The sequence below is a fragment of the Rhizobium vallis genome, assembly GCF_003985155.1.
In the GTDB taxonomy this organism is placed as follows: Bacteria; Pseudomonadota; Alphaproteobacteria; order Rhizobiales; family Rhizobiaceae; genus Rhizobium; species Rhizobium vallis.
This window is the reverse complement of sequence record NZ_ML133695.1, coordinates 1-24999: the sequence shown is the minus strand read 5'-3', so window position 1 is coordinate 24999 and position 24999 is coordinate 1. Positions and strand designations below refer to the sequence as shown.

The 24999-nt window shown below is 62.4% G+C and carries 23 protein-coding genes; 2 read left to right on the top strand and 21 right to left on the bottom strand.

The genetic code is table 11. The features are described 5' to 3' along the window. Positions 1-9 precede the first annotated feature (9 nt). On the bottom strand, positions 10-966 hold the full coding sequence (locus EFQ99_RS24615) for a VOC family protein (RefSeq protein WP_126923833.1): 957 nt from the start codon (positions 964-966) through the stop codon (positions 10-12). A gap of 168 nt (positions 967-1134) precedes the next feature. Between EFQ99_RS24615 and EFQ99_RS24610 the strand changes: the two genes are divergently transcribed. Next, positions 1135-2127 carry a LysR family transcriptional regulator gene (locus tag EFQ99_RS24610; RefSeq protein ID WP_126923832.1) on the top strand — a complete coding sequence of 331 codons (993 nt, stop codon included), beginning with the start codon at positions 1135-1137 and terminating at the stop codon, positions 2125-2127. Between the two features lie 65 nt (positions 2128-2192). Here the strand turns inward: EFQ99_RS24610 and EFQ99_RS24605 are convergent, their stop codons facing one another. Genes EFQ99_RS24605 through EFQ99_RS24565 form a run of 9 tightly spaced genes read right to left on the bottom strand, consistent with a single transcriptional unit; the run spans position 2193 to position 11439 of the window. After that, a complete protein-coding gene (locus EFQ99_RS24605; RefSeq protein WP_126924054.1) occupies positions 2193-3077 on the bottom strand; it encodes an intradiol ring-cleavage dioxygenase in 885 nt (294 codons plus the stop codon). Between the two features lie 7 nt (positions 3078-3084). Beyond that, positions 3085-4839 carry an FAD-dependent oxidoreductase gene (locus EFQ99_RS24600; RefSeq protein ID WP_126923831.1) on the bottom strand — a complete coding sequence of 585 codons (1755 nt, stop codon included), beginning with the start codon at positions 4837-4839 and terminating at the stop codon, positions 3085-3087. Beyond that, positions 4839-5921, bottom strand: coding sequence for a branched-chain amino acid ABC transporter permease (locus EFQ99_RS24595; RefSeq protein WP_425376287.1), 1083 nt, complete (start codon positions 5919-5921; stop codon positions 4839-4841). Before EFQ99_RS24595 ends, EFQ99_RS24600 begins: the two co-directional genes overlap by 1 nt. A gap of 1 nt (position 5922) precedes the next feature. Continuing rightward, a complete protein-coding gene (locus EFQ99_RS24590; protein WP_126923830.1) occupies positions 5923-6786 on the bottom strand; it encodes a branched-chain amino acid ABC transporter permease in 864 nt (287 codons plus the stop codon). Then, positions 6783-7493 carry an ABC transporter ATP-binding protein gene (locus EFQ99_RS24585; protein WP_126923829.1) on the bottom strand — a complete coding sequence of 237 codons (711 nt, stop codon included), beginning with the start codon at positions 7491-7493 and terminating at the stop codon, positions 6783-6785. Before EFQ99_RS24585 ends, EFQ99_RS24590 begins: the two co-directional genes overlap by 4 nt. Further along, complete coding sequence (locus tag EFQ99_RS24580; protein ID WP_126923828.1) at positions 7493-8212, bottom strand: ABC transporter ATP-binding protein; 720 nt, start codon at positions 8210-8212, stop codon at positions 7493-7495. The genes EFQ99_RS24585 and EFQ99_RS24580 overlap by 1 nt, the downstream gene beginning before the upstream one ends. A gap of 3 nt (positions 8213-8215) precedes the next feature. Further along, complete coding sequence (locus EFQ99_RS24575; RefSeq protein ID WP_126923827.1) at positions 8216-9493, bottom strand: ABC transporter substrate-binding protein; 1278 nt, start codon at positions 9491-9493, stop codon at positions 8216-8218. A 24-nt stretch (positions 9494-9517) separates the two neighbouring features. Further along, positions 9518-10582 (bottom strand): maleylacetate reductase, encoded by a 1065-nt coding sequence (locus EFQ99_RS24570; RefSeq protein ID WP_126923826.1) that lies wholly within the window; start codon positions 10580-10582, stop codon positions 9518-9520. Continuing rightward, on the bottom strand, positions 10579-11439 hold the full coding sequence (locus EFQ99_RS24565; protein ID WP_126923825.1) for a dioxygenase family protein: 861 nt from the start codon (positions 11437-11439) through the stop codon (positions 10579-10581). The genes EFQ99_RS24570 and EFQ99_RS24565 overlap by 4 nt, the downstream gene beginning before the upstream one ends. An 80-nt stretch (positions 11440-11519) precedes the next feature. Here EFQ99_RS24565 and EFQ99_RS24560 point away from each other — a divergent pair, with 80 nt between their 5' ends. After that, positions 11520-12470: a LysR family transcriptional regulator gene (locus EFQ99_RS24560; RefSeq protein ID WP_126923824.1), complete on the top strand. Its 951-nt coding sequence runs from the start codon at positions 11520-11522 to the stop codon at positions 12468-12470. Between the two features lie 35 nt (positions 12471-12505). Here EFQ99_RS24560 and EFQ99_RS24555 read toward each other — a convergent pair whose 3' ends face one another. The 11 genes from EFQ99_RS24555 to EFQ99_RS24505 form a co-directional block, all read right to left on the bottom strand. Next, complete coding sequence (locus tag EFQ99_RS24555) at positions 12506-13120, bottom strand: flavin reductase family protein (protein WP_126923823.1); 615 nt, start codon at positions 13118-13120, stop codon at positions 12506-12508. Continuing rightward, complete coding sequence (locus EFQ99_RS24550) at positions 13117-14343, bottom strand: acyl-CoA dehydrogenase family protein (protein ID WP_126923822.1); 1227 nt, start codon at positions 14341-14343, stop codon at positions 13117-13119. Before EFQ99_RS24550 ends, EFQ99_RS24555 begins: the two co-directional genes overlap by 4 nt. Positions 14344-14403: 60 nt before the next feature. Beyond that, positions 14404-15183, bottom strand: coding sequence for an alpha/beta fold hydrolase (locus EFQ99_RS24545; protein ID WP_126923821.1), 780 nt, complete (start codon positions 15181-15183; stop codon positions 14404-14406). Positions 15184-15206: 23 nt separating this feature from the next. Next, complete coding sequence (locus tag EFQ99_RS24540; protein WP_126923820.1) at positions 15207-16220, bottom strand: zinc-dependent alcohol dehydrogenase; 1014 nt, start codon at positions 16218-16220, stop codon at positions 15207-15209. After that, positions 16217-17260 (bottom strand): branched-chain amino acid ABC transporter permease, encoded by a 1044-nt coding sequence (locus EFQ99_RS24535; RefSeq protein WP_245441576.1) that lies wholly within the window; start codon positions 17258-17260, stop codon positions 16217-16219. The genes EFQ99_RS24540 and EFQ99_RS24535 overlap by 4 nt, the downstream gene beginning before the upstream one ends. A gap of 4 nt (positions 17261-17264) precedes the next feature. After that, positions 17265-18122 carry a branched-chain amino acid ABC transporter permease gene (locus tag EFQ99_RS24530; protein WP_126923819.1) on the bottom strand — a complete coding sequence of 286 codons (858 nt, stop codon included), beginning with the start codon at positions 18120-18122 and terminating at the stop codon, positions 17265-17267. Further along, the gene (locus EFQ99_RS24525; protein ID WP_126923818.1) at positions 18109-18840 is read right to left on the bottom strand and encodes an ABC transporter ATP-binding protein; all 732 of its coding nucleotides are present in this window, start codon (positions 18838-18840) and stop codon (positions 18109-18111) included. Before EFQ99_RS24525 ends, EFQ99_RS24530 begins: the two co-directional genes overlap by 14 nt. Beyond that, positions 18837-19532 (bottom strand): ABC transporter ATP-binding protein, encoded by a 696-nt coding sequence (locus EFQ99_RS24520; RefSeq protein ID WP_208722814.1) that lies wholly within the window; start codon positions 19530-19532, stop codon positions 18837-18839. Before EFQ99_RS24520 ends, EFQ99_RS24525 begins: the two co-directional genes overlap by 4 nt. Before the next feature lie 157 nt (positions 19533-19689). Next, the gene (locus EFQ99_RS24515; RefSeq protein WP_164736434.1) at positions 19690-20988 is read right to left on the bottom strand and encodes an ABC transporter substrate-binding protein; all 1299 of its coding nucleotides are present in this window, start codon (positions 20986-20988) and stop codon (positions 19690-19692) included. A gap of 80 nt (positions 20989-21068) precedes the next feature. Beyond that, positions 21069-21887: an SDR family NAD(P)-dependent oxidoreductase gene (locus EFQ99_RS24510; RefSeq protein WP_126923816.1), complete on the bottom strand. Its 819-nt coding sequence runs from the start codon at positions 21885-21887 to the stop codon at positions 21069-21071. Positions 21888-22048: 161 nt separating this feature from the next. Further along, a complete protein-coding gene (locus EFQ99_RS24505; RefSeq protein ID WP_126923815.1) occupies positions 22049-24256 on the bottom strand; it encodes a sensor domain-containing phosphodiesterase in 2208 nt (735 codons plus the stop codon). Between the last annotated feature and the right edge of the window lie 743 nt (positions 24257-24999).

The window sequence follows — 24999 nt, the reverse complement described above, 5'->3', positions numbered from 1 at the left end:
GCGCCGGGCTCAGAATGTTGCTGGTTCGAGGCCTGCGATCAGCTCCTGCCGGCGATCTTCGAACCACGGCGGGAAGACCAGCGTCGTGCCGATCTGGTCCGCCGGTTCGTCGAGTGCCCAGCCGCCTTCGACCGACCAGGCAATCTCGAACAAGGCGCCGCCGGGCGAGCGGACATAGCAGGACTTGAAGTAGTTGCGGTCCTTCTGATCCGAGACGTCGGTGAAGCCGAGGCCCTCGAGATGTGCCTTAAGCTTGAGCTGGTTTTCCTCGTTGCCGGTGTTGAGGGCGAGGTGATGGATCGTGCCGCCCGCCAGTGTCCAGGTGCCCTGCGGGCCGGTCGATTCGTGCAGTATCTCGACCATGCTGCTCGGCCCGCCGGCATTCGGCACGGAGAACATCAGGCCTTCTTCGCTATCGGCTTCCTTTTTCATCGACATGCCGACGCCGAGGAAGTCGTCCATCGCGGTGCGGTCGAAGACGGCGATGGCCGCGCCATAGATGCCCTTGATGCCGTGCGCGGCAGTTACACCCTGCGCGTCGTTGACGATCGACGGACGATTGTCGGCCGGGCTTTCGACCAGTTCATGCGGGATGCCGCAGGGGTGTTTGAGAGCGACACGGGTGATGCCGAAGCGCGAAATCTTGGCGGCTTCGACGCCCTTGCCGTTCAGCCGATCGATCCAATAGTCGGCCGAACCGACAGGAATGGCCTGCTGGATGATCTTCGACTGATTGGTGCCGCGCTTGCCGAAGACAGCCGGCTTGCGGAAAGGGAAGGTGGTTATGATGGTCGAGGCATCGCCGTTCCGCGAGCCATAATAGAGATGATAGACGGGGATCGTGCCGTCGAACAGGACCGTGCGCTTGACCGAATAGAGCCCGAGCACCTTGGTGTAGAAGTCGTAATCCTCCTGCACACCATCGGTGCAGAGCGTCAGATGATGATAGCCGCTGACAAGAGCCATGTCGTCCTCCTCCAAAGACATTACCAATTCCGGATACGGTTCCTCAGCCGTTGTCATCCGAAACCACGGCGCGCTCTGCATGTCGCAGACATCCCGTGATGGTCCTGACTATAGTCAATCTACTCTCCTGTAGATTGACATTGTTCATGCAAGCTATAGCAATTTGCTATGAAGATCGTGGAAGCTCATCTTGTCCAACTCGCCGCCGTGATCGAGACCGGCGGTGTTACCGAAGCGGCCGCCATGCTGGGCATGACCCAGTCGGCGGTGTCGCGCACCATCTCGATCCTGGAAAAGCGCATCGGCGAGCCACTCTTCGTTTCCGGCCGTCGGCCGATGCAGCCCACGCCGCTCGGCGAACAGCTCGGCCAGCAGGGCAAGGCCATCTTGGCATCGTCGCGTAAGGCGATGGAGATCGTCCGCAGCTTCAAGTCTGGTTCGTCGGGACGCGTGCGGATCGGTGGGGTGCCTTTCTTCATGGATGCGGTGGTGTCGCCGATGATCGCCTCGTTCCAGCGCGGTGAGCCGGGCATCATGGTGCACCAGTCTTATGGCAACTATCCCGACCTCGTCGCTGAACTGGATTCCGGCCAGATCGACCTCGCGGTGACCCCGACCGGGTCGGTGGATCTGCGTGCCGATCTGCATTTCGAGCCGATTCTGACGGCGCGGAACGTCCTGACGTGTGGCGCCGGCCATCCGCTGGTCCGCAAGCGCAATCTCGTGACCGAGGACATCGTCAATTACCCCTGGATCGCGCCGCTTCCGGGTTCTCCGCTGGTGCTCGACCTGCATAACATTCTGCTGACGCTGGGGCTGGCGGAAGTGTCGCTGCGCTTCGCGGGCGGGTCGCTGTTGAGCGTCGTCAATTACCTCGCAGGCACCGATGCGCTGGCCATTCTGCCGCATTCCGTCGTTCATGCTTTCCGCGGCGAGAACAAGATCAGCATCATCCCGCTCGATATTCCTCAGCCTGAGCGCGTGCTCGGCGTCATGACACGCAAGAAGCCGTATTCGAACCCGGCGGGCCGCAAGTTTCTCGGCCACCTGCGCCGGGAGTTTGCGGAACTCCGGCGCGCGGTCGAGAAACATGAAAAGACGATCCAGTGGGTGCCGGGACCGTTCATGGGCGAACGCGAGCGGATCTCATCGGCCGACTGATACTGCGATGAAATAGCTCGGGAGAGGATACCCTCCCGCATCCGCCTCTCATGATAGAGCCTATGTCAGGCGCGGCTTCGCGCCAGCACGAAGTCGTGCCTTACATCCCAGAAATCGCCGCCGAATTCGTAAGCTTTCGCGCGCGCCGGATCATTCACCCGCTTGAACTTCGCCAGCAGGCTTTCCTTGACACCGAAAACCGCGTCAGAGCGAATATAGGGATCGTCGGGATCGAAAATATGCGTCGTCAGCGTCTCGAAACCGTCGGCGCTGATAATGTAGTGCAGATGCGCCGGGCGGTAGGGGTGGCGGCCGAGATGGCCGAGCAACTGCCCGACGGGACCATCATCCGGGATAGGGTAATATTTCGGTTTCACCGCGCGGAACCAATAATGTCCATCCGCGCTGGTCCGGAAGATGCCGCGCAGATTGAAGTCGGGCTGAATGCCCTTCTGCTGTACGTCGTAGAAGCCTTCGTCATTGGCCTGCCAGACGTCGATGACGGCATTGGCAATCGGCTTGCCCTCGGTGTCGAGGATGCGGCCCTCTATGACCATGTCCTCGCCCTTGCTGTCGAGGCAGATATTGGCGCCCATCGGCAGCTCCGGGGCGTAGGCGACATGGAAGGGGCCGAGCACCGTGCTTTCGGAGGCGCCCGACGGCTTGCGGTTGTTGATCGCGTCGACCAGCATCGACACGCCGAGCACGTCGGACAGCAGGATGAACTCCTGACGCCATTCGTTGCACATCTGGCCGGTGCGGGTGAGGAAGAGGATGGCCTGCATCCATTCGTCCTGCGTCGGCTCCAGTTCCTTCACCGCCTCATGCAGCTTCCGGGTGATGACCTCCATCACCTGCTTCAACCGCTCGTCCTTGGCGCCGGCATTGCGGCCGGTCACGACCTCGACGGAGTTTTCCTCGGTGAAATAGCCCTTCTCATGTGCTTCCATCATTGCCTCACCGATCCAGAATTGTTGTCAACACGCGGCGCAATTCGACTACGGGGTCAGCCGCCAGCCCCTCGGAGCGCCATGCAACGTGGTGGTCTGGCCGCACCAGGATGGCCCCTGCATCGCCCACTTCGCAGGCACGCGCCCAGTCGCCGTAATGATCCTGCCATGTCTGCCGCGGCCCGATGACATGGGTTGCGATGGGAAGGCCGAGTTCCGTCGACAAGGTCTCGACCGCATCAACCCAGGCACGGCCGCCGATACCGGTCAGGAGGGTGAACTTGCCGTGACCGCAGAGGTCGAGCGTGGAGGTCTTCCGGTTGCCCTTGCCAAACAGCCAGGCATGCGGCAGGCGTGCGCCGGGCCAAGTCGTCTGCTCGAAATGCAGTTCCGGGTTCTGGGTGAATGCGGGCTCGGGCCGAGCATCGGTCGCGACCGCCGAGGATTTATAGCGGTGGTTCATCTCCACGCCATGTGCGTCGAATTCATAGACCTTGGAGGCGATCGCCTCGCGCAGCGCCGCACGCTGGCTCTCGGCGGCCGTACTGTCGTCGCAGCGACGATCCATGTTTTCCTGCATCTTTACCGGGTCGATGGAATCGAGCAGGCCAAGCGCTCCGAAGATCGGGCCGAATTCTTCGATCGACTGGTTGGCGCGGGTGACGATCTGCTTGGCGATCGGCGCGCGCTCCTCGCTATAGGTTTCGAGCAGGCCGGCGCCGGCCTGGCCCTTGATGACCATGGCGAGCTTCCAGGCGAGGTTGAAGCCGTCCTGGATCGAGGTGTTTGAGCCGAGCCCGTTCGACGGCGGATGGCGGTGGATCGCGTCACCCATGCAGAAGACCCGGCCCTTTTGGGTGCGGGTGGCGTAGCAGTTGTTGACCGTCCAGGTCGAGACGGAGGTGACCTCGATGTCGATATCGGGATCGCCGATCAGGTCGCGGGCCACGCCTTCGGCAAAAGCTTTATCGACCTCAGGCACGCCCTGGCTGATGTCATAGCCCCAATTGATCAGCCACTCGTTCCATGGCCGGATCATGCGCACCAGGCCCATGCCGATGCCGCCGACATTCGAGCCCGGCTGCAGCACCCAGTAGAGGACAGAGGGACGGTGGGCGACGTAACGGCTGAGGTCGGCCTTGAACAGGATGTTCATCGAACCGGCCACGCCCATCTTGCCCTCGAATGGCAGGTCGAGATGCTGCGCCACCAGCGAATTGCCGCCATCGGCGCCGACCAGGTATTTCGAGCGGATGGTGAAATCCCTGCCGGTCAGGCGGTCTCGGCAGGTCGTCGTTACGCCCTCGGCATCCTGCACATGGCTGACATATTCCGTGGACATCCGCGCCTGCGTCCCGCGTCCGCAGGCGGTCTTGAACAGCAGCGGCTCCATGAAGGTTTGCGGCAGGTCATTCATTTCGGTGGGCGAGGAGAGCAGATGCTCGGCCCTGGACTTCGGGTGGGTGCCCCATGTCTTGAGACGGCCGAGTTCCTCGCCGGCGAGCGAGGTGCAGAACACATTCTCGCCCATGATGTCCTGCGGGCTGCAATGGAGATAGGCTTCCGCTTCGACCTCCTGGCCCAGATCGCGCAGTACTTCCATCGTGCGCTGGTTGGTGATGTGGGCGCGCGGCGTGTTGGCCAGCCAGCGATAACGGTTGATCGCCATGTTCTCGATGCCGTAGGTGGCAAGCAGGGCTGCAGTCGCCGACCCCGCCGGGCCGGTTCCAACGATTAGGACGTCGGTTTCGATGTCGGCCATCAATCACTCCCTTTGATGTCTTTGGTTTTGGGCTGGCCCGCCAGGATACGGCGGACGGGAAAGAGCTGGATTCCGGTGCGGTCGGCGAACAGACCCCAGAGGCCGCGCGGCGCAAACAGCATGATCAGGATGCCGGTCAGACCGAGAATCAGCAGGTACCAGGAACCGTAGTCGGCCAGCAGGTTCTGCAGGATGTAGAACACGATCACCCCGATGATCGGCCCCTCGATCGTGCCGATACCGCCGATCACAACGATGAAGATCACGTAGGCCGTCCAGTCCGGAACGGAGAAGGCCGCATCCGGCGAGATGCGCGCCTTTTGCACATAGATTAGCGCGCCGGTGAGGCCTGTCGCCAGCGCCGCGACGAGATAGACGAAGGATTTTGCCCAGAGCGGATCGACGCCGACCGAGCGTGCGGCCTCGCGGTTGTCGCGCACTGCGGCGAGCCCCAGGCCCTGCTTCGAGCGCAGCAGCTTGTAGATCGAACCGATTGTCACGACCGCCAATAGCAGCGCCAGCCAGTAGCAGACCATATCGGTAGCCTGCGGCCCGCGCACGCCGAGCAGGTCCGCGACGAAGCGCACGCCGAACATGTCACGGGTCGCGCCTGACGGCAGCGAGGTGCCGGTTCCGCCACCCAGCGCTTTCCACTGCGCGAGCGACAGTCGCACGACCTCGGCGATGACCCAGGTGCCGATAGCGAAATAGGCGCCCTGCAGGCGGAAGACGAAGAAGGCCGTGGGCACAGACAGCGCCAGCGCCGCGAGCCCGCCAAGCATGATGGCTGCCATCGGATCCATTCCGAGCAGGCTGACGCCTGCAAACATCGCGTAGGCGCCGAAGCCGACAAAGGCCTGCTGGCCGACGGAGACCAGGCCGGCATAGCCGGCGAGCAGGTTCCAGCACTGCGCCAGCACCAGCATGGTCAGGATGAAGAACAGATCCTGGACCACTGAGCGCGAGACGAATAGCGGCGCAGCGACGGCGAGCCCCACAAAAGCGAGGATCACCAGCATGGGTGCGGAGAAGCCGCGTGTGTGAGCCGAAACGGTCCAGGAGGAGGAAAGGTGATCGCTCATATCAATCCACCGCCCGTGGGAAAAGGCCACGCGGCCTGACGATCAGCACCAGGAGGAAAGCGATATGGCCCGCGAGGATCTGCCATTCCGGATTGATCGCGGCGCCCACGGTCTGCGCCACGCCGATGATGATCCCGCCGGCCAGCGTCCCCCAGAAGGAGCCGAGCCCACCAAGGATCACGGCCTCGAATGCATAGATCAGCCGTGCAGGTCCCATGGTCGGATCGAAGTTCGCGCGTGTACCAAGATAGAGTGCCGCGATCGTCACCACCATCATGGCAAGCCCGGTGGCGGTGGCGAATATGCGCTCGGTGCGGATGCCCATCAGGCCCGCCGTCGCACTGTCGTCCGATGTGGCGCGGAAGGCCCGGCCGAGAGAGGTGCGGTAGAAGACGAGGTTGAGCGCGATGATGACGCCCACCGCGGACAGGAAGGTGAGGAGCGGCATGGTGCCGATGCTGACGGGACCGATCTTGAGCGAGGCCGTTTCCAGGGCGCCCGCCGAAATCCTGCGGCTGTCGGCCGAGAAACCCTCGAGCAGACCGTTCTGGATCACGACCGAAAGGCCGAAGGTCACGAGCAGGGGAGGGAGTATATCATTGCCGAGTGTCCGGTTGAGCACGAGGAATTGCAGTGCCCAGCCGAGAGCAAACATCACCGGCAGCGCGACTGCGGCAGCGATGAAGGGATTGAGGCCGAGGGCCGAAACGAGCAGCAGGATCAGGAAGGCGGCGAGCACGATCAGATCGCCGTGGGCGAGATTGACCAGCCGCATAATGCCGAAGACCAGGCTGAGCCCCGCCGCGAAGAGTGCGTAAAGGCCGCCGAGCAAAATGCCCTGAATGATCGTATCGAGCCAGTTCATCGCCCATGCGCTCCGAAATAGGCGGCGTGGATATCCTCGCGGCTCAGCGTTTCCGGCGTGCCCGTCAGCGTCACCCGCCCCTCCATCATGCAGTAGACCCGGTCGGACACTTTCAGCGCCTGGCCGATGTCCTGTTCGATGATGACGATCGAAGCGCCCGTCGCGCGGATTTTCGGAAAGGCCGCGTAGATGTCCCTGACCACCACGGGTGCAAGCCCGAGGCTCAGCTCGTCGCAGAGCAGCACGCGCGGATTGGACATCAGTCCGCGGCCGATCGCGACCATCTGCTGCTGTCCGCCCGAGAGTGCGGTGCCGGGATGGTGGCGCCGGTCCTTCAGCACGGGAAAGAGATCGTAGATGGTGTCGAGCGACCATGCACCGTTGCCGACCCGGCCATATTTGCCGATCAGCAGGTTCTCCTCGACGGAAAGGGAAGGAAAGAGCCGACGGCCTTCCGGGACCATGGCGATGCCGAGTTGCAGGACATCCGGAGCGGTAAGGGCGCCGATGTCCCGGGCATCGAACCGGATATGCGCGGGGACATTGCGGATCAGGCCGGAGATCGATCGCAGCAGGGTCGACTTGCCGGCGCCGTTGGCGCCGATCACGGCGATCGTCTCGCCTTCATTCAAGGCGATATCGACGCCGAACAACGCCTGGAAATCGCCGTAGAAGGCCGTCAGCCCATGTGTCTCGAGCAGCGCCATCAGACGTCGATCCCGAGATAGATTTCACGCACGTCCTTGGAGGCCATGATCGTGTCGGGATCACCGTCACCGATTACCCGGCCGAAATGCAGAACGACGAGCCGTCTGACGACCGAATTGAGGGCATGCAGCACGTGTTCGACCCAGATGATGGAAACGCCGCGCCGATGGATGGCGCGGATCGTTTCCACCAATTCCCCGCACTCTGCCTCCGTCAATCCACCGGCAATTTCGTCAAGCAGAAGGATCTTCGGGTCGGTCGCGAGCGCGCGGGCGAGTTCCAGGCGCTTGCGCTGCAGGAGCCCCAGGCTTCCGGCGAGTTGGTTCGCTTTGAGATAAAGCCCTGTTTCGACGAGAATATCGGCGCAGCGGTCGCCGACCTCTCGCTCGCTCTTGCGCGACCCGAAGGCGCCGGCGACCAGCAGGTTCTCGAACACCGTCAGCTTTTCGAATGGCTGCGGGATCTGGAATGTCCGGCCGATGCCGGCGAGGCAGCGCGCCATCGGCGGCTGTCGCGTCACGTCCCTGCCGTCGAACTGAATGATCCCGGCATCGACGCGGATATTGCCGGTGATGAGGTTGAACAGCGTCGACTTGCCGGCGCCGTTCGGCCCGATCACGCCGAGCGCCTCGCCCGTTTCCAGTGCAAACGAAATCTCCTCAGCGACCTTCAGGGCGCCGAAGCTTTTGGATACACGGTCGAGGGCGAGTATGGGCATGGCTCAGCCGATCGCTTCCATCCTGCCGCCGGTCGGAATGTTCGGCGCGGTCTGGTTGTCGACGATGACGAGATCGTAGCCGCCGCCGTCCTTGAGACGCCACTGACCGCCGACCAGCGGCGTCTTGGCAATGTTCCTGGCAGCAAAGGGCGGTAGATTGGCACCGTCCCAGGCCACCTTGCCGACGATCGTCTCGATGTTCGAGGCGGCGATGGCGGCGATGACTGCTTTGCTGTCGGTCGGGTCGGCACGCTTCATGACGTCGACGGCGACCTCGAACAGCGCATGAACGAAGCCTATGGGCTGGGTCCAGGGTCGGCCGGTGACCTTGGTGAAGCCTTGAGCAAGTTCACCGGCGCTCTGGCCGGTCAGCGACGACTTGAACGGATGGCTCGCCGACCACCAGACTTCGCAGGAAAGGTTGTGTCCGGTCTTCCCCAGCGCCTCGACCGCCTGTGGGAACAGGATCGCCTTGCCGATGGAAGCGACCTTGGGCTTGAAGCCCTGTTGCTGCGCCTGGTTCCAGAAAGTGGTGAAATCCGGTGGAATCATCACGCCGGTGATGAGGTCGCTGCCGTCGGACTTGAAGGCGTTGATTTGTGCGGAAAAATCGTCGGTCAGGTTCTGGTATCGGCCCGGATCCTTGAGCGTATAACCGAGCTTCTCCAGAACCGGCGGAAAGCCTACAGTCTTGTCGCCCCAGGCATTGCCGTCGCCATCATTGGGAAACAGGCCGCCAACCTTCTTGTTGGTCTCGAGCTGACCCCACATGTTGGTATAGACCGCGATGACGTCTTCCAGTCCCCAGAAGAAGTGGAAGGCGCTGTTGAACGGTTTCCAGGATTGGGGATCGGCGGGATTTGCCTGCTGGCCGATGAACCAGGGCTGCCAAGGGGCCGCTGTCGAAATGCAGGGCACGTCCTCCGCCTCGCAGACCGTGGCCACAGGATTGGTGGTCTCTGGCGTCGATGCCACGAGGACGAGATTGACCTCGTCGCTGACGATCAGTTCCTTGGCGACTTCGGCGGCGCGGTTCGGATTGGACTGACTGTCCTTCACCACGACTTCGTAATTCAGGCCGGCCGCCTTCGTGGCAGCCATGAAACCGTCGATGATGAACTTGTCGGCCTCGGCGAAAGCAGCCAGCGGACCGGTCTGGGGGCTGACATAGCCGAATTTGATCGGAGCGCCCTTGGCGATCGCCGGCATGGCGAGGCCGGATGTTGCCACCAAGGCTCCCGTGGCGGCTGCGGACTTCAGCAATTCACGTCTCGTAATCATTTGCCTTCTTCCTCCCAAAAGAATTCAATATGGCGGTCGTGTTCCCTTCCAGGCGTCCTGCAACAAGGCGCGGATCGATGTGCGGTCGATCGGTCGCGGATTGGAATAAGGATTCTTGGTCGCGATGTCGGCCGCCCTGTCGAGATCGGCCTCAGTGAGGCCGAAATCCCTGAGCACCATCGGCGCGCCGATCGATTTCGCGAAGTCGTAAAGGGCCTGTCCGGGTGTCGTGCCACCGAAAATGTCGGAGATCGGCGACATCAGGTCCGGCACGGCCGACGCGTTGAAACCGATTGTATGCGGCAGCATGACAGCGTGGGTCTCGGCATGCGGCGTGTCGAAGCTGCCGCCCAGAGTATGGCAGATCTTGTGATGCAGCGACATCGAGATCTGGCCGAGCACGGTGCCGCAGAGCCATGCACCGTAGAGCGCCTTTTCGCGAGCGGCACCGTCGCGCGGATTGCCGATAAGGATGGGCAACGCGTCTCTGAGCGCGCGTATGCCGTCAATGCTCATCATCGTCGTGATGGGATTGCGATCGGGCGCATAGAGCCCTTCGGCAGCATGCGCAATCGCATTCAGGCCGCTGGTGACGCTCATGGCGACCGGCAGGCCGAGCGTGAGTTGCGGATCATAGATCACGACTTCCGGCGTAACCTTCGGGCTGCGCAGCGTGGTTTTGGCACCGTTTTCCGTCTGGCCGAGGATCGGCGTGACTTCCGAGCCGGCATAGGTCGTCGGCACGACGATCTGCTGGATATCGGTGCGATAGGCCATGGCCTTTCCGAGCCCGGTCGTCGAGCCGCCGCCGAGGGAGACGACGCAATCTGCGCCGAACTCGGCCGCGCGTGCGACGGCGCGCTCCGTCACGTCGACCGGGGTATGCATGGTCGCTTCGGTGAAGGTGCCGACTGACAGCGTTCCGAGCCGTTTCGACATGGCTTCCGCATCGGATGCCTGGTGCGGCGTCGACAGCACGAGCGCGCGGCGGCAGTCCAGGGCCTCAACCCATTTGCCAACATCACCACTCGTTCCGTTGCCGAAGACGATGCGCGCCGCACTGCCCTGATAGGTGAAGGATAGAGTCATGTCGTGCCTCGTCCCTTCTTCGCCCTGGCCATGGTGAAGGTGAAGTCGAGCGTCGAGCCATCCCCCTTGCCGTTCGGCTTGAACTCTCCGATGAGCTCGTCCTTCACGCCGAACAGGGCGTCCCGGCCAAGATGCGGATCACTGCCGTCATAGACATGCGTGCTGATCGTCTCGAAGCCATCGGTCTTGATCAGGAAATGGAGGTGTGCGGGACGGCGCATGGGAAAGCCCAGCTTGCCCAGCAACTGGCCGACCGGGCCATCGCTCGGCACGGCGTAGCCGCCCGGGCGAACGGTCTTGTAGCGGAAGCAACCCTGGTCGTCGGTCGTGAAGATGCCACGGAGGTTGAATTCCGGTTGCTGGTCCGGCTGCTGGTTCTCGTAGAAGCCTTCGCTGTTGGCCTGCCAGGTCTCGACCGAAGCGCCGGCGATCGGCTTGCCGTCGAGGTCCTGCACACGGCCGTTGACGGCAAGCGTCGGGCCGACGCCGTCGAGGGAGATATTGGCATTGAGCGCGAGCCGGGGCGCATCGGCCCGGTAGAAGGGGCCGCGCACGGTATTGGGGGTCGCGCCCTTCGGCCGATTCGTGTTGATTTCCTCAACGAGTGCGGTGACGCCGAGCAGATCGGAGAGCAGCACCCATTCCTGCCGGCGGCCGTCGCTGGCATGGCCGACGTCGGTCAGGAATTCCATCGCTCGCCGCCAATCCGCTTGCGACGGACGCGTCTCCCGGATGAGCTTGTGCAGATGCTCTATGAAAGGAACCATGAAGGCTTGCAGGGGGCCTTCGGCATGCCTGTCGAGCCGCTCGGCCACACGCTGCGCAGAGTTGCGCTCACTGAACGATATGTCTGGCATGAATCCTCCCATGACGAGAACCTAACAGGCCGGAATAGAGTGCTTGATAATTTTTCCGGCGATTTATATTCGTTATTGTTATGAAGATCGATGAAAGGCATCTCGCGCAGCTCGCTGCGGTCGTTCAGGCAGGGGGTGTGACCGAGGGTGCGGCTCTGCTCGGGCTCAGCCAGCCGGCCGTTTCGCGCACGCTTGCGATGTTGGAAAAGCGTTTGGGCGAGCCGCTTTTCCTCAAGGGACGACGGCCGCTGCAACCGACGCCGCTCGGCCGGGCACTGGCCGATCACGGCCAGGCGATATTGACCTCCGCCCGCAAGGCATCGACCCTTGTCGAGGGATTCCGCCATGGCCGCACCGGGCTGGTGCGTGTCGGCGGTACGCCCTTTTTCATGGATGCTCTGATTGCCGGTATGGTCGCCGGCTTCCAGAATTCCTCCCCAGACGTTCGCGTCGAGCAAAGCTACGGCTATCTTTCCGAGTTGCGCGCGGCCATCGTCGCTGACCGCATCGATCTCGCCATCTGCCCGATCGACATGCTCGAAGAAGGTTCGGGCCTGCATTTCCAGGAGTTGCTGCCTGGCCGCAATGTCGTGGCCTGCCGCGTCACGCACCCGCTGCTGCTCAAGCGCAAGCTGATGGGTCCTGAACTGCTCGACTTTCCCTGGATCGCGCCGCCGCCCGGCAGTCCGTTGCTCGCCGATCTGCGCAGCCTGGTCCTGTCGCTCGGTGCCACCGAGACCAAGATCCGTTATGCCGGTGGATCGCTGACCAGCGCGATCAACTACATGAAGGAAAGCGACGCATTGACGATTCTGCCGCACAGCGTCGTCTTCGCCTATCGCAATGACAAGGCGATCACCGCGCTGCCGGTCAATATCCCCCACCCGGAGCGGGCGCTGGGCCTGCTCAGGCGCTCGGGCGATCTCGGGGCACCGGCCATCGAGGCGTTTTCGGCACATCTTCGCAAGAGTTTCGAGAATCTGAGGCATCTCATCAAGCGCCACGAACAGTCCGTGGTCTGGGGAATGTAACGGGGGTAACCGGCGACCATGCCGCCGGCACGGTTTCAGAAGGTGGCGGAATCGTCCGGCCAGAGCAGCATCGGCGCCGAGGCGGTGTCGACCACCGGACCCAGCGCGTGCCAGGCCCGGTTGGAATAGACCAGTGACTCGGCCTGCCGTGTCACAAGCGCCCCGGATGATACGGCGGTCAGCTCCGCGGTCACCAGGCAAGCCCCCGACGTTTCCAGCCGGCCGCGCAGCTCGGCGCGAAACCAGAGCTCGACCTGCGGATAATATGGTTCGCCGCTGTCGAGCCGTGACCAGCGCACGTCTGGTCCGAAGCGATTCTTGCCAGGTGTCGCGCAGAGCCGGGCGAGTTGCATGTCGGCACGGCGCACGAAATGCACGACGACAGATGCGGCGCGCTCGACCACCTTGGCGCTCGAAGACGATGCCGAGAGCGAGAAGGCGACCATGGGTGGTGCGGCACTGATCGAAATCAGCGAACTCACGGTCATCGCCGCCGGGCCCTCGTCACCCTCCGCCGTGATGATGGCGACGCCGGACGGGTGGTGCCGGAAAGCCGCGATGAACGCCTCGGTGAGGCCGGAGCTGACGGTGGCGGTGCCCGTTTCAGGCGCCGCCACCCTATCCGGCTTGCCTTTCGCCGGCGCGCTCATTTCTTCTCGATCAGGTCGTAGAACTGCCAGGTGCGGTCGCTCCACAGGCCGGCAATGTCGCGGCCGGCCGCGGCGACGATGTTCGGGTTGATCGTGAAATGGTTCGAGGCCGTCAGCATCTCGCGATAGATCCGCTGCATGACGCCGTAGCGCAACGAAGCCCCACCGAGCGAGCGATAGACGAAATGGCACGCATCGACGCCCGCCTCATGCACTTCGGATTTGGCGAGATGCACCAGGCTGATCTGGCGCGTTGTCATGCGGTTGCCGGCCTCGATCGAGGCTTCGACTTCGCGCCAGACCTCAAACAGGAAGGCGCGGGCAGCCCGGACACGGGCCTCTGCCCGGCCGAAATCGTACCAGAACTTGTCGCTCTCGCCGAGCAGGCCGGCGCGGCCGGTCTTGGTCTTTGCGTATTTCGCGGCTTCCTCGAGCATGCGGCGCGATGCGCCGATCGCCCAGCCGGAATGGCCAATGGCGGCAAGGCCCACCACGCCGAGACTAAAGAATTCCTGCATGCGCTGCGGCTCGGCAGTGAGGATCGGGAACACCATGTCATCGGGAATGAAGACGTCATTGGCGGCATAGTCGATGCTGCCGGTGGCCTGCAGACCAAGGACATTCCAGTTGCCGAGCAGTTCGTGGTCGTCGACCGGCGCATGCGCGCAGAGCACGATCACGTCGCCCTTCTCGTCCTTGGCGGGCTGGCCGTTGCCATCGTCGAGCAGGGCGGCGGTGTGGGTAAAGGTTGCGTGGTAGATACCGCTGGCATAGGACCACTTGCCGTTCAGGCGATAGCCGCCATCGACTTTCTTCAGCATGCCGGTTGGCGTACCCTGGCCCGAGAAACGGTTGTCGGTCTTGCCGTCGAACAGGCGGCCGATCGCGGTGTCGGGCAGGAAGGCCGCCGACATCGCGCCTATGCAGGCGTGTACCATCGATATCCAGCCGGCCGCGCCGCTGTGATAGGTGATTGCCTCGATGAGCTGCAGGCCCCGCGTCGGCGGGAGCTGTGCGCCGCCGATGTCCTCGCCAGCGAAGATATGGCTCATGCGGATAGGTTTGAGCGCCTCGAAGGTCTCTTCGTTGAGGCGGCCGAGCTTCTCGTTCGCCTCGGAATTTTTATCGAGGATCGGGCCGACCTTTTCGACATGCGCCATGAGGGACGCGAAGTCCGTCTTCGTGCCCCAGTAGCGGGATGCGTGCTTGATAGGTGCGTTCATGATAATTCCTCCTTGATAGTCCTGGCCGTCGCGGATCGCCCGGGGCGCCGTGCTCGGATTTCACTTGGCGAGGAAGTCGCCAATGGCTGTAACGGTGCGCGGATCTTCCTGCATGGCGAAATGGCCGACATCCTCGATGATCAGCGTCCGGGCATTGGGGATGGCCGCCTGCCAGAGCGGCGCCTGCGAGGCGGGCAGCATGCGGTCCCTGTTGCCCCAGACGATCACGGTCTCGTTGGGAATCCGGCTTAGCCAGCGGCCGAGATTCGGATGGCCCATGCCGTGTGCATTGAGAATGTTGCCCAGCGCCGGGCTTTCCTTCTCGCGGGCGGCCACGAAATCCTCGACCGAGGGACATTCCGAGCCGCCCGGGAAATAGCGGGCCGCGACCTCGACATTGTGGGCGAGATAGGCGGGAAACTGATCCGGCGGAATCTGGCTGAGATCGGCGCCGGGATGATCCGGATGATTGAGGCCGGCCGGCGCATTCAGCACCAGCTTGCCGAACCGCTCGCCGGCGACGGCGGCGATCTCGGCAGCCATCCAGCCACCCATGGAGTGGCCGACCAGATGCGGACGCTCGAGGCCGAGCGCCTTGATGAGCCGGAGACTGTGGACCACCAAGTCCTGCATGCCGGAAATGTGCGGCGCCTCGGCACTCTCGCCGAAACCGGGATGGAAGGGCAGGTAGACACGGAAGCGCTCGGCAAGACCGCGCGCCCACTCGTACCCCTCGATAGTCGCCGCGCCATGCAGCGCAAGGACGGCGGGGCCGTGGCCGATCGCCTTCACGACCGTACGCACACCGTCGATATCCTGCGTCAGGGTCTCGAATTCCATAGACTGCCCTCCTCGACAATCGGTCAGGCCGCATCAGCGGCGATCAATATCTTGCATTGCGTCGTTCGCCGCCTGAGCCCCTCGAAGGCCTCGGGCACGTCATTGAGGCCGATCCGGCCTGTGATCAGCGCCTGGGGACGGTAGCGGCCGGGGCCGAGCGCAGAGAGCGCTGTCTCAAACTCGGCCATGTTGAAGAACACGGCGAAGACGAGCTGGATTTCCTTGGACAAGGCCGCGAAAGGATCCCAGTCGTCGCCGCCGACGCAGAGACCGACGCCGACCACCGTGCCGTGGGTGCGGACGAGCTGGCAGGCGAAATCGATCAGCCCACGCTTGCCGACACACTCGAAGACGATGTCGGGCGCTCCGCCGGTCTTGGCGCGGAATTCTTGCGCCAATCCGGGGCCGGACATAGCAAAGCCGGTCGCGCCAACCGAGGTCGCACGTTCTTCCTGATGCCGGTTAATGTCGGCGACAATGACGTCGCGGGCGCCCTGACGTCTCGCCCAGAAGGCGACCAGCAGGCCGATCGGCCCGGCGCCGAGGATCAGCACGCGGGCGCCTGGCTTCAACCCCGACCGCATCACGCAATGCAGCGCCACGGCAACCGGTTCGGCCAGCGCGCCTTCCTCGATGGGAAGGTCATCGGGCAGGATACGGCATTGGCGGGCAGTGACCGTGGTGTATTCGGCGTATCCGCCGCCGATCAGCCGCATTTCGGCGCACCATGCGGGTTCGCCTTTCTCGCAATTGTCGCATGTGCCGCACCCGCGCATCGGCGCCACTGCCACCCGGTCACCCGGCTTGAACTCGGAGACGGCGGTGCCGCATCGGACCACTTCGCCGGCAAATTCGTGGCCGAGCACGTCGTGACGATTGAGGCCGAAAGTCTTCGGGTCCTCGGTCATGTGCAGGTCGGAACCGCAGATGCCACAAGCAGCGATCCTGAGCATGACTTCATCGGAAGCCGGCTCCGAAACGGGGCGCTCGCCCACTTTCAGCGGCATTCCGACGCCGTCGAAAAGCACGGCCTTCATGTCCGATCCTCCACCAGCCTTCGTCGTGTCGGAAACCAGGGGGCGTCGACGACCTTGCAGATCAGGCCCCAGATGCCGCCGCGCGCGAAAAGCGCCATGAAAAGAGTGAGCAGGCCGAGCACAACCATATAGGTCGCGCCATACTGGCCGAACCAGCGTTCGGCGAAGAAGTAGACCAGCGCCCCGATCAGCACGCCTTCCAGCGATCCAAGACCGCCGACCATGACGATGAAGATCGCGATGCTGGCCCAGTTCGGATCATAGGCAGAAGGTGGCGTGATGCGCAGCTGAGCCATGAAGTAGATGGCGCCCGCAAGACCGGTTCCGACAGCTGCGGCGACCCAGATCAGGAAGCGCAGCCGGCCGACATTCACACCCTGGCTTGCTGCCGCGACCGGATTATCACGCATGGCGATCAACGCCAGGCCGTAGCGCGAGCGCAGGAGCCAATAGGGACCGCCGACGGTTACGAGCAGCATCAGCGCACAGAGGAGCGAAACGCCGACAGCGCGTTCCATCGGCGAATAACTGGTCATGACGCGCAGGCTCATTCCTGCCCCGCCGTTGACATAGCCGAAGACCGAGGTCGCAAGCCGCAGCACTTCGGCGACGACCCAGGTACCGATCGCGAAATAGGGGCCATCGAGCCTGTGCAGCAGACCATAGGTGGGAATGGCGAGCAGGGCCGGCGCGATCATCGCCAGCATGACGGCGACAAATGGATTGATGCCCCAGAGCTGTGCCATCACGAACATCATGTAGGCAGCCACGCCGACGAAGACCTGTTGGCCGACCGACACCAGTCCCGCATAGCCGGCAAGCAGGTTCCACATCTGGGCAACGGCGATGTAGCAGCAGAGTTCGACCACATCGCGGATCAGGCCCTGGCTTGCCCAGAGCGGCATCGAGGCGACGGTGAAGAGCGCGACTATGCCCAGCCCCATGGCAATGACGCCGGAAACGGTCTGGCGCTGGACGCGGACCGGCGGAAGTTCGGTAGTGTCGGCCGGGCCTTGTGCGGTTGCGAGCGCGTGGGTCACGATCTCAGTCCTTTCCGAGAATGCCCTGCGGCCGCAGTGCGAGAATGAGCAGGAAGACGAGGTGGCCCGCCAGGATGCCGAAGCCGGGATCGATACGGAACCCGATCGACTGGCTGATGCCGAGCACCATGGCACCCATGAAGGCGCCCCAGATCGAACCCATGCCGCCGATGATGACGGCCTCGAAGGCATAGATCAGCTGAAAGGCACCATCGGCCGGCGACACCGTCGAACGCATCGACTGAAAGACAGCGGCGAAGCCCAGGATGCCGACAGCAAGTGCCGTCGCGCCGGTATAGACGGCTTTCGGATCGATACCGATCATCGCTGCCGCCTCGACATCGGCGGAGGCCGCGCGCAGCGATCGCCCGAAGCGCGTATACTGCATCGTGGTCGCAAGAGCCGCCGTCAGCGCGGTGGCCGTAACGAGCACGATCACGGGCAGTACCCCGACGAAAAGCGGCCCGAGCTGGAAGGAGGCCTGGGCAAGGCCGTCGCTCTGCAGCGAGCGCGTATCCGCGGACCAGACCTGCAGCATTGCGTTCTGCAGCGCGATCGATAGGCCGAATGTGGCGATCAGAGACGGCAACGGGTCGGCACCGACGACGCGGTTTAGGATCAGTCGCTGGAGGATGACGCCGATGATGCCGCCGAGCGCGACGAGGACCATCAGCACCGACCAAGGGCCGAGGCCGAAGGTCGAGGCGAGGCTGATGCCGACGAGCGCCAGCAGGATCATCAGGTCGCCGTGGCTGATGTTGACGATACGCATGACCCCGAACATCAGTGCCATGCCGAGCGCATATTGTGCGTAGAGGCCGCCGAGAAGAATGCCCTGGACCAGTCCGTCAAGCCACTGCATGGGATGCTCCGAAATAGGCTTCGCCGATCGCCTCGCGCGACATGTCCGCCGAGCGGCCGGTCAGCGTGACGCGGCCTTCCAGCATGCAATAGAGCCGGTCCGAGGCGGACTTGGCGAGGCCGACATCCTGTTCGACCAGCACGATGGCCGTGCCGTTCCCCGAAATCGACGGGATGGATTGGTAGATTTCCTTGATCACCTTCGGTGCTAAGCCGAGGCTGATCTCATCACAGAGCAGCAGGCGCGGCTGGTTTAGCAGCGCGCGGCCGATCGCCACCATCTGCTGCTGGCCGCCGGAGAGGGACTGGACCGGTGCCGCCTGCTTTTCCCTAAGGATCGGAAACAGCGCATAGATGCGCTCGATCGTCCAGACATCGCCGCGGCCGGGCGCGGCATGGTCGACGGCCACGCGCAGGTTGTCGAGCACGGACATGCCGGCAAACAGCCGGCGGCCTTCGGGTACGATCGCCACCCCGTCGGCCACCATATGGTGCGGCCTGCTGCCGCCGACCGCCCGACCGTCGAGGCGCACCATGTCAGGTGCGACCTTGATCAGCCCCATGATCGACTTCAACAGCGTCGATTTGCCGGCACCGTTAGCGCCGATCAGCGCGACGACCTCGCCCTCTGCGATTTCGAGATCGACGCCGTAAAGCGCCTGAAAGTCGCCATAGCGGGCCTTGAGATCGTGGGTGGAGAGAAGCGTCTTTCCCGTCATGCCTCGACCCCCATATAGACGCGCCGGACTTCCGGGTTCTTGATGACGTCATCAGGCAGCCCCTCGGCGATCTTTTCGCCGAAGTTCAGCACCATGATCCGGTCGGCCACGGCCAGCAGGGCATGCAGGACATGCTCGATCCAGACGATGGTGACGCCGCGCTCGCGGATGCGGTGGATCAGTTGCACGAGCGCCTTGCCTTCTTCGTCGGTCAATCCGCCGGCAATTTCGTCGAGCAGCAACAGGCTCGGGCTCGAGGCCATGGCGCGGGCCAGTTCCAGCCGCTTGCGGTCGAGCAGCGTCAGCGATCCGGCCGAGCGGTTGGCCTTGTCGGTCAGTTCGCAATCGCGCAGAATCTGCGCGCAGAGCGCATAGCTCCGGGCCTCCGTGCGCCCGCCGCCGAAGGTGGCGGCCACGAGCAGGTTTTCGAAGGTCGACATGCCGACATACGGCCGGGGGATCTGGTAGGTGCGGCCGATACCGATCTTGCAGCGCGAATAGGGCGGCTGACCGACAAGTCGCTCGCCGGCAAACACGAGTTCGCCGGCATCGTTTCGCAAGTCGCCACTGATCAGGTTGAACAGTGTGGTCTTGCCCGCCCCGTTCGGACCAAGGATTCCCAGCACCTCGCCGCGCTGGACATCGAAGCTGATGTCATGCAGGACGCGGAGCGCGCCAAAGGATTTGCTCAATCCCCTCGCTTTTAGCAATACGCCGTTCAATCGATCCTCCGCTCCGGGCGGCGGCAGGCGCGTTCACGCGCCGCCCGCCGGGTTTTCAGGCATTCGGGATAGGTCTGCGGGTTGCGGGCGGGCTTGCGCCCGGCCGCAACGCCCAAGGCGCCCGGGCTCAACCTGCCCAGTGGATCACCTTCATCTTCTGCTCGGGTTCGAACAGCTTGTTGACGGTATTGTCGACGATCTTCAGGTCGTAGGGCCACGTCCCGCCCTTGACCCACTGGCCGCCGAAAATCGGCGTCGTCGAGACATTCTTGTGCGGACCACTGGAGAAATCGACCTTGCCGATCAGGGTATCGATCTTGGTCTTGACCATGGCGTCGCGGATCGAGGTGCGGTCGAGCGGGTTGGAGGCGCGCTTGAGGATGTCGAGGGCCACTTCCCAGATCGCGTGGCTGTAGCCGAGCGGCTGCGTCCACTGCTTCTTGGTCTCCTTCTCCCACTGGTCTGCGATCTCCCGGCTCACCTGGCCCGACAGTGTCGACTTGAACGGGAAGGCGGGCGTCCACCAGACCTCGGACGACATGCCGTCGCCGAGCGGTCCGAGCGCCTGCACGCCACCGGGGAAGAGCAGCGCTGCGGCGACGGTGACGGCCTTCGGTTTATAGCCCTGCTGAGCGCACTGATTGATGAAGGTCTTGAGATCGTCGGGATAGGTGATGCCGCCGACAATTTCGCAGCCGGAATTCTTGAACGCGGCGATCTGCGCCGAATAATCATTGGTGCGCGGCTGGAAGAAGCCGGGAACAGTGATTTCAAAGCCGGCCTTCTGTGTCGGCGCGGGCAGGCCGTAGTCGTTGTTGCCCCAGGTCTCGCCATCGGCGTTCTGCGGGAACAGCATGCCCACCTTGCGATTTGTGTCGAGCGTGTTCCACAGGCCGACAAAGGTGTTGAGGGCCTCGTCGAGGCCCCAGAAGAAATGGTACGTCCAGTTGAACGGCTTGTCCTTGCCGCCGCGCGGAAAGATCACCGCCTGCCAGGGTGCGCCGGTCGACAGGCACGGGCATTCGTTGAGCTCCGCCTGGTCGGCCGAAGGACTGACGGTGTCGGTCGTCGAGGCCGGCAGCAGCAGATGCACGCCATCGTTCAGGATCAGGTCACCGGCGACCTCGGCGGCACGGTTCGGGTCGGACTGGCTGTCGCGGATCAAAATTTCGACATCGAACTTGCCGGCCGCTGTCTGAAGGCCGTCCTTCAGCGTGGCCTTGATCTTTTCCGCCGCCCAACCATCGGTCTCGCCGAACAAGGCGAGCGGGCCGGTCGTCGGCGTCACGAAGCCGAGCTTGATCGTCCCGGCCGATTGCGCCCTGGCAATCATCGGCGCGCCGAGCGCCGCGGTGGCAAGGCCGGCACCCATGCTCTTGAGCACGGTCCGGCGGGATGGCCGCGCAAATTTTGTCTTCAGGTCCACCTTGGTCTCCTCCCTCTGGTGTTCTTGTCGTATGCACGCACATTCGTCGATGGCCGGTCCTCCCAGACGCGGCGATCGCCTCACTTGATGCGGTTCATCGAACCTCCGTCGATCACGATCTGGCTGCCGGTGACGTAGGACGAGCAGGGTGAGGCCAGATAAAGCGCCAGGCCCTTGATATCCTCCGTGTCGCCGATCCTGCCGATCAGCGACTGCTCCTCGAAGGCCTTCCGGTCGGCGGGGATCTTCAGCCGGCCGCCGGCAATATTGGTCATGAACGGACCGGGCGAGATGCAGTTGACGAGGATGCCGAACATCCCCAGTTCCATCGCCATCTGCCGGACGAAATGATCGACGCCCGCCTTGGCCGGCATATAGGGCGTGCCGACGATCGCCTCGTTGATCTGGGCAGCAATGGACGAGGTGACGATGATCCTGCCGCCGCCGGTCTCCTTCATGTGACGCGCGGAATGCTTTACGGTCGTGTAGACGGACGAAAGGTTGACCTCGATGACCCGGTCCCAGTGGTGATCGTCGAGCACGTCGATCGCCCCCTCCGGGATGCGACCGCCGGTCGTCGACAGGAAACCCGGCCCGGCGTCGATACCGGCGTTGGCAAAGACCACGTCGATCCGGCCATGCCGCTCAGCCACGGCATCGAATGCCTCCTTCATGCGCGGACGGTCGGCCACGTCGACCACCTGTCCCCACACATCGCCGCCATTGGTCCTGAGTTCTGCCACGACGCTGTCGAGCAGCGTTGGATTGAGATCGAAAATGCAGACCCGCGCGCCGTTGTCCGCCATGACCTCGGCATAAGCGCGACCGATACCGCTCGCGCCGCCGGTGACGATGACTGACTTGCCACGAACGTCGAACATCTCTTGCAATGTCGCCATTCTTCTCCTCCCGATTACAGGGAAGCTAGCAGCGGCGGACACTCGATTTGATGATTTTTCTCAAATTTAATATATCGTTTCATTATATTAAAGCAGGCTACTGTCGCGACGATGAGCCCGGCTCCAGGGATAATGGTGAGCCGTCTGGCAGTGTTATTTGCCTATGCAGCCACCGGGTTTTCACTGACTGCATGTAGCGTCAGTGCACGCTCTTCAAGGAAATCTTTAACTTTGTCCTGGGGCATCGGCTTTCCGAAGAGATAGCCCTGTAAAGAGGTACAGCCGAGTTCGAGCAAACTATGAGCTTGGCCAAACTGCTCCACCCCTTCGGCGGTTACCTTCAGCTTAAGCTTTCGAGCGAGGTCGAGGACCAACTCGACAATAGCGAGGCTCGATGCGTCATGAGCCATCATATCGATGAAACTTTTGTCAATCTTGATGATATCGACTGGTAAGCTCCGAAGGTGGGTCAGCGAAGCGAATCCAGTGCCGAAATCATCCAACGCCACCAGAACTCCTCGTTTGCGCAATCGCTGTAGAGTGCCGGCAACTGTCTCTTCGACACCTTGCATGAACACGCTTTCCGTCACCTCGATCGTAAGCCTGTCGAACGGAATGCCTCGAGGGCCAAAGGCGGCACTGATGCGGGTTTCTAAATCGCCACGGCTGAAGTCCGCTGCGCTGACATTGAGACCAATGCGCGCGATCGATAGCCCCTGATCTGACCATCTTTGCAAGTCCGCGGCGATTTGGGCCACCATGGTCGAGGTCACGCGGTGGCTGAGATGTGGGTCGTCCAACGCTTCATGGAAGTCGCCCGCAGATACGATGGAGCCATCATCTCGCTTCATTCGCACCAATGCTTCGAAACCGATCACGTCGCCATTGGCGCTCAGGATGATAGGCTGGTAATAGGGCAACAACCGGCCTTCCACCAATGCGTGCTCGACCTCCCTGGTCTTTTCGATCCGAGAGGAAATCCGAGTGCGCAGACAGGGTTCGAATTGGACATAGCTGCCCCGCCTCGTTTCTTTGGCGTGATAGAGGGCGAAGTCGGCGTTCTGCGAAAGCGACGCCCCATCCATACCCGCCTCGAATATGGCTCCCCCTACGGTGACTTTGGGAATGATCGTGGAGCCATCGACGTGAAGTGGTCGCGCGACATGTTCAATGATGCTGCGCGCCAGCCCCGCCATCCTCCGTGCACTCATATTGTCTTCGATCAACACCGCAAATTCATCGCCCCCCAGACGAAAGGCCTGGCCGCGGCGGACGATCTTCTCTGAAAGCCGCGCTGCAACTTCCTTGAGGACGATATCGCCTAGAGCGTGACCGAGCGTGTCGTTGATTTGTTTGAGGTGGTCGACATCGATAAGCAACAATCCCATTGAAGAAGCGTGCTTTTCGGTGGCCGCATTGAGTTGAGCGACAAAAGCAGTACGGTTTCCAAGCCCTGTCAGGCTATCGGTGTTCGCAGTCTTGAGAAGCCGACGTTCATACCGCACTCTCTCGGAGACATCCTGAAGAATGCCAAAGAGCCGCCGAGGTTGACCGTCGATCATTTCTATGTCGCTGACGATGTGCACCCATCTGTCTTCGCCTTCCGGCGTGATGATCCTGTATTCTTTGTCCACACCGGTGCCGGCGCCAGTAAGCGCATTTTTGATCCTTGTCCTTACGCCTTCGCGCTCTTCCGGAGCATAGCATCCAATCACGATATCGGGTGTCAACGGCAGACCGACCGGCAGGCCGACGGTGCGATAGATTTGATCGGACCAGACGAGGGCGCCAGTCTGCAGATCCATTTCGAATCCGCCAACCTTGGCGGAACGTTCCGTCTGTTCGAAACGGGCCTGCTTGAGTTCCAGCTCGCGGCGCTGCTCACTCAACAGCAACGTCTGCCTCTGCTCGCGGATCAATCCGACCGCAACAGTTGCAAGCCGCTCCAGTTTCGTTTGATCCGGCTCGCCGAACGCGCGCGATTTTGTGTCCATCACACACAGACTGCCGAAACACACTTCCCCCTCCATCAGGGGCACGCCGGCATAAAACGTTACCTTCGAGGGGCCTGCTACAAAGATATTTGAGGCAAATCTCGCATCGCGTGCTGCGTCTTCAACGATCAACGCCGAGGCCGTTTCCACGACCGGGCCGCAGAACGAATGTTCGCGGGGCGCCTGTCCGAACGCGACGCCCACCTTGGCCTTGAACCATTGGCGGTCCGTATCAACGAGGGAAATGAGTGCGATCGGACAATCGGACATGCAGCGCGCTAATTCTACTATGGAATCGAACTCTGAGGATGGTGGCGTGTCCAGAATCCTCGCTTCGTGAAGCGCCTGAATTCTGCAGATTTCGTCGAGTGGCATGGGCCTATGTCGCGTTGGCTGCTCGGCCGAGCAGTGTGTCAGGTCCCTCATGGATTAGCCGACCGGATTGATCATCATCCGGCGATGGATATCAAAACTCTTCCCAATTGTTTGCGGTTGTTGCCGCAACGTTACGGGCAACACGGTGAAGTTCTTGGGCCTGTGCACGGTGGATAGTGCGACGGACGGAGAGCAGCCATTTCCCCAACGTTGTTGGAGATTTCCTCGAAGAATCTGCAATCAAGCGAGAAGGCGACAATATCTACGAAACTCCTGCCGAGCTTTTCACTTTGCTTTTATTACGAGTGCCTTAAAAAGTATTTAAGCATTGTTCGCCTCGCCTGAATTCAAAACGAACGGCAATGACGTTGCGAGGCCAGCGAAAGGTGGCAGCGATCCCCCGAAGGAGATAGATCTGCCACCGCTATGAAGACGGCGTCCTGGCCGCCGAATTCCATTCTATTACGTTGAGACGGGGGCGCGTTGCGAAGCGTGCTGGCGACATACATGGAAGTTCCATAAATACGCTTACGCCTGAGGCCTCGAATTTTGAGTGCCTTGCGCGCGACGTGAGGGGTCGATGGTTCGTATCCTTTCAACTGCACCAGACGACGACTGTCCATACCGGAGACATAGGTAACAGAGCGTACCTAACACATGGGTGACAACCTCGTGCCGAACGGGTTGTCGATGGTTTGCAAGGTCCTCTGCTCCAGGTCAATATATCCCAGATCATAGTGCAT

Bases quoted from the DNA above. Each gene is read 5' to 3' on its own strand.
- EFQ99_RS24560 (WP_126923824.1), top strand. From the start codon at position 11,520: ATGAAGATCGATGAAAGGCATCTCGCGCAGCTCGCTGCGGTCGTTCAG.
- EFQ99_RS24580 (WP_126923828.1), bottom strand. From the start codon at position 8,212: ATGCCCATACTCGCCCTCGACCGTGTATCCAAAAGCTTCGGCGCCCTG.
- EFQ99_RS24595 (WP_425376287.1), bottom strand. From the start codon at position 5,921: ATGAGCGATCACCTTTCCTCCTCCTGGACCGTTTCGGCTCACACACGC.
- EFQ99_RS24545 (WP_126923821.1), bottom strand. From the start codon at position 15,183: ATGGAATTCGAGACCCTGACGCAGGATATCGACGGTGTGCGTACGGTC.
- EFQ99_RS24510 (WP_126923816.1), bottom strand. From the start codon at position 21,887: ATGGCGACATTGCAAGAGATGTTCGACGTTCGTGGCAAGTCAGTCATC.
- EFQ99_RS24530 (WP_126923819.1), bottom strand. From the start codon at position 18,122: ATGCAGTGGCTTGACGGACTGGTCCAGGGCATTCTTCTCGGCGGCCTC.
- EFQ99_RS24605 (WP_126924054.1), bottom strand. From the start codon at position 3,077: ATGGAAGCACATGAGAAGGGCTATTTCACCGAGGAAAACTCCGTCGAG.
- EFQ99_RS24505 (WP_126923815.1), bottom strand. From the start codon at position 24,256: ATGCCACTCGACGAAATCTGCAGAATTCAGGCGCTTCACGAAGCGAGG.
- EFQ99_RS24615 (WP_126923833.1), bottom strand. From the start codon at position 966: ATGGCTCTTGTCAGCGGCTATCATCATCTGACGCTCTGCACCGATGGT.
- EFQ99_RS24540 (WP_126923820.1), bottom strand. From the start codon at position 16,220: ATGAAGGCCGTGCTTTTCGACGGCGTCGGAATGCCGCTGAAAGTGGGC.
- EFQ99_RS24570 (WP_126923826.1), bottom strand. From the start codon at position 10,582: ATGACTCTATCCTTCACCTATCAGGGCAGTGCGGCGCGCATCGTCTTC.
- EFQ99_RS24590 (WP_126923830.1), bottom strand. From the start codon at position 6,786: ATGAACTGGCTCGATACGATCATTCAGGGCATTTTGCTCGGCGGCCTT.
- EFQ99_RS24600 (WP_126923831.1), bottom strand. From the start codon at position 4,839: ATGGCCGACATCGAAACCGACGTCCTAATCGTTGGAACCGGCCCGGCG.
- EFQ99_RS24610 (WP_126923832.1), top strand. From the start codon at position 1,135: ATGAAGATCGTGGAAGCTCATCTTGTCCAACTCGCCGCCGTGATCGAG.
- EFQ99_RS24555 (WP_126923823.1), bottom strand. From the start codon at position 13,120: ATGAGCGCGCCGGCGAAAGGCAAGCCGGATAGGGTGGCGGCGCCTGAA.
- EFQ99_RS24525 (WP_126923818.1), bottom strand. From the start codon at position 18,840: ATGACGGGAAAGACGCTTCTCTCCACCCACGATCTCAAGGCCCGCTAT.
- EFQ99_RS24575 (WP_126923827.1), bottom strand. From the start codon at position 9,493: ATGATTACGAGACGTGAATTGCTGAAGTCCGCAGCCGCCACGGGAGCC.
- EFQ99_RS24550 (WP_126923822.1), bottom strand. From the start codon at position 14,343: ATGAACGCACCTATCAAGCACGCATCCCGCTACTGGGGCACGAAGACG.
- EFQ99_RS24585 (WP_126923829.1), bottom strand. From the start codon at position 7,493: ATGGCGCTGCTCGAGACACATGGGCTGACGGCCTTCTACGGCGATTTC.
- EFQ99_RS24565 (WP_126923825.1), bottom strand. From the start codon at position 11,439: ATGCCAGACATATCGTTCAGTGAGCGCAACTCTGCGCAGCGTGTGGCC.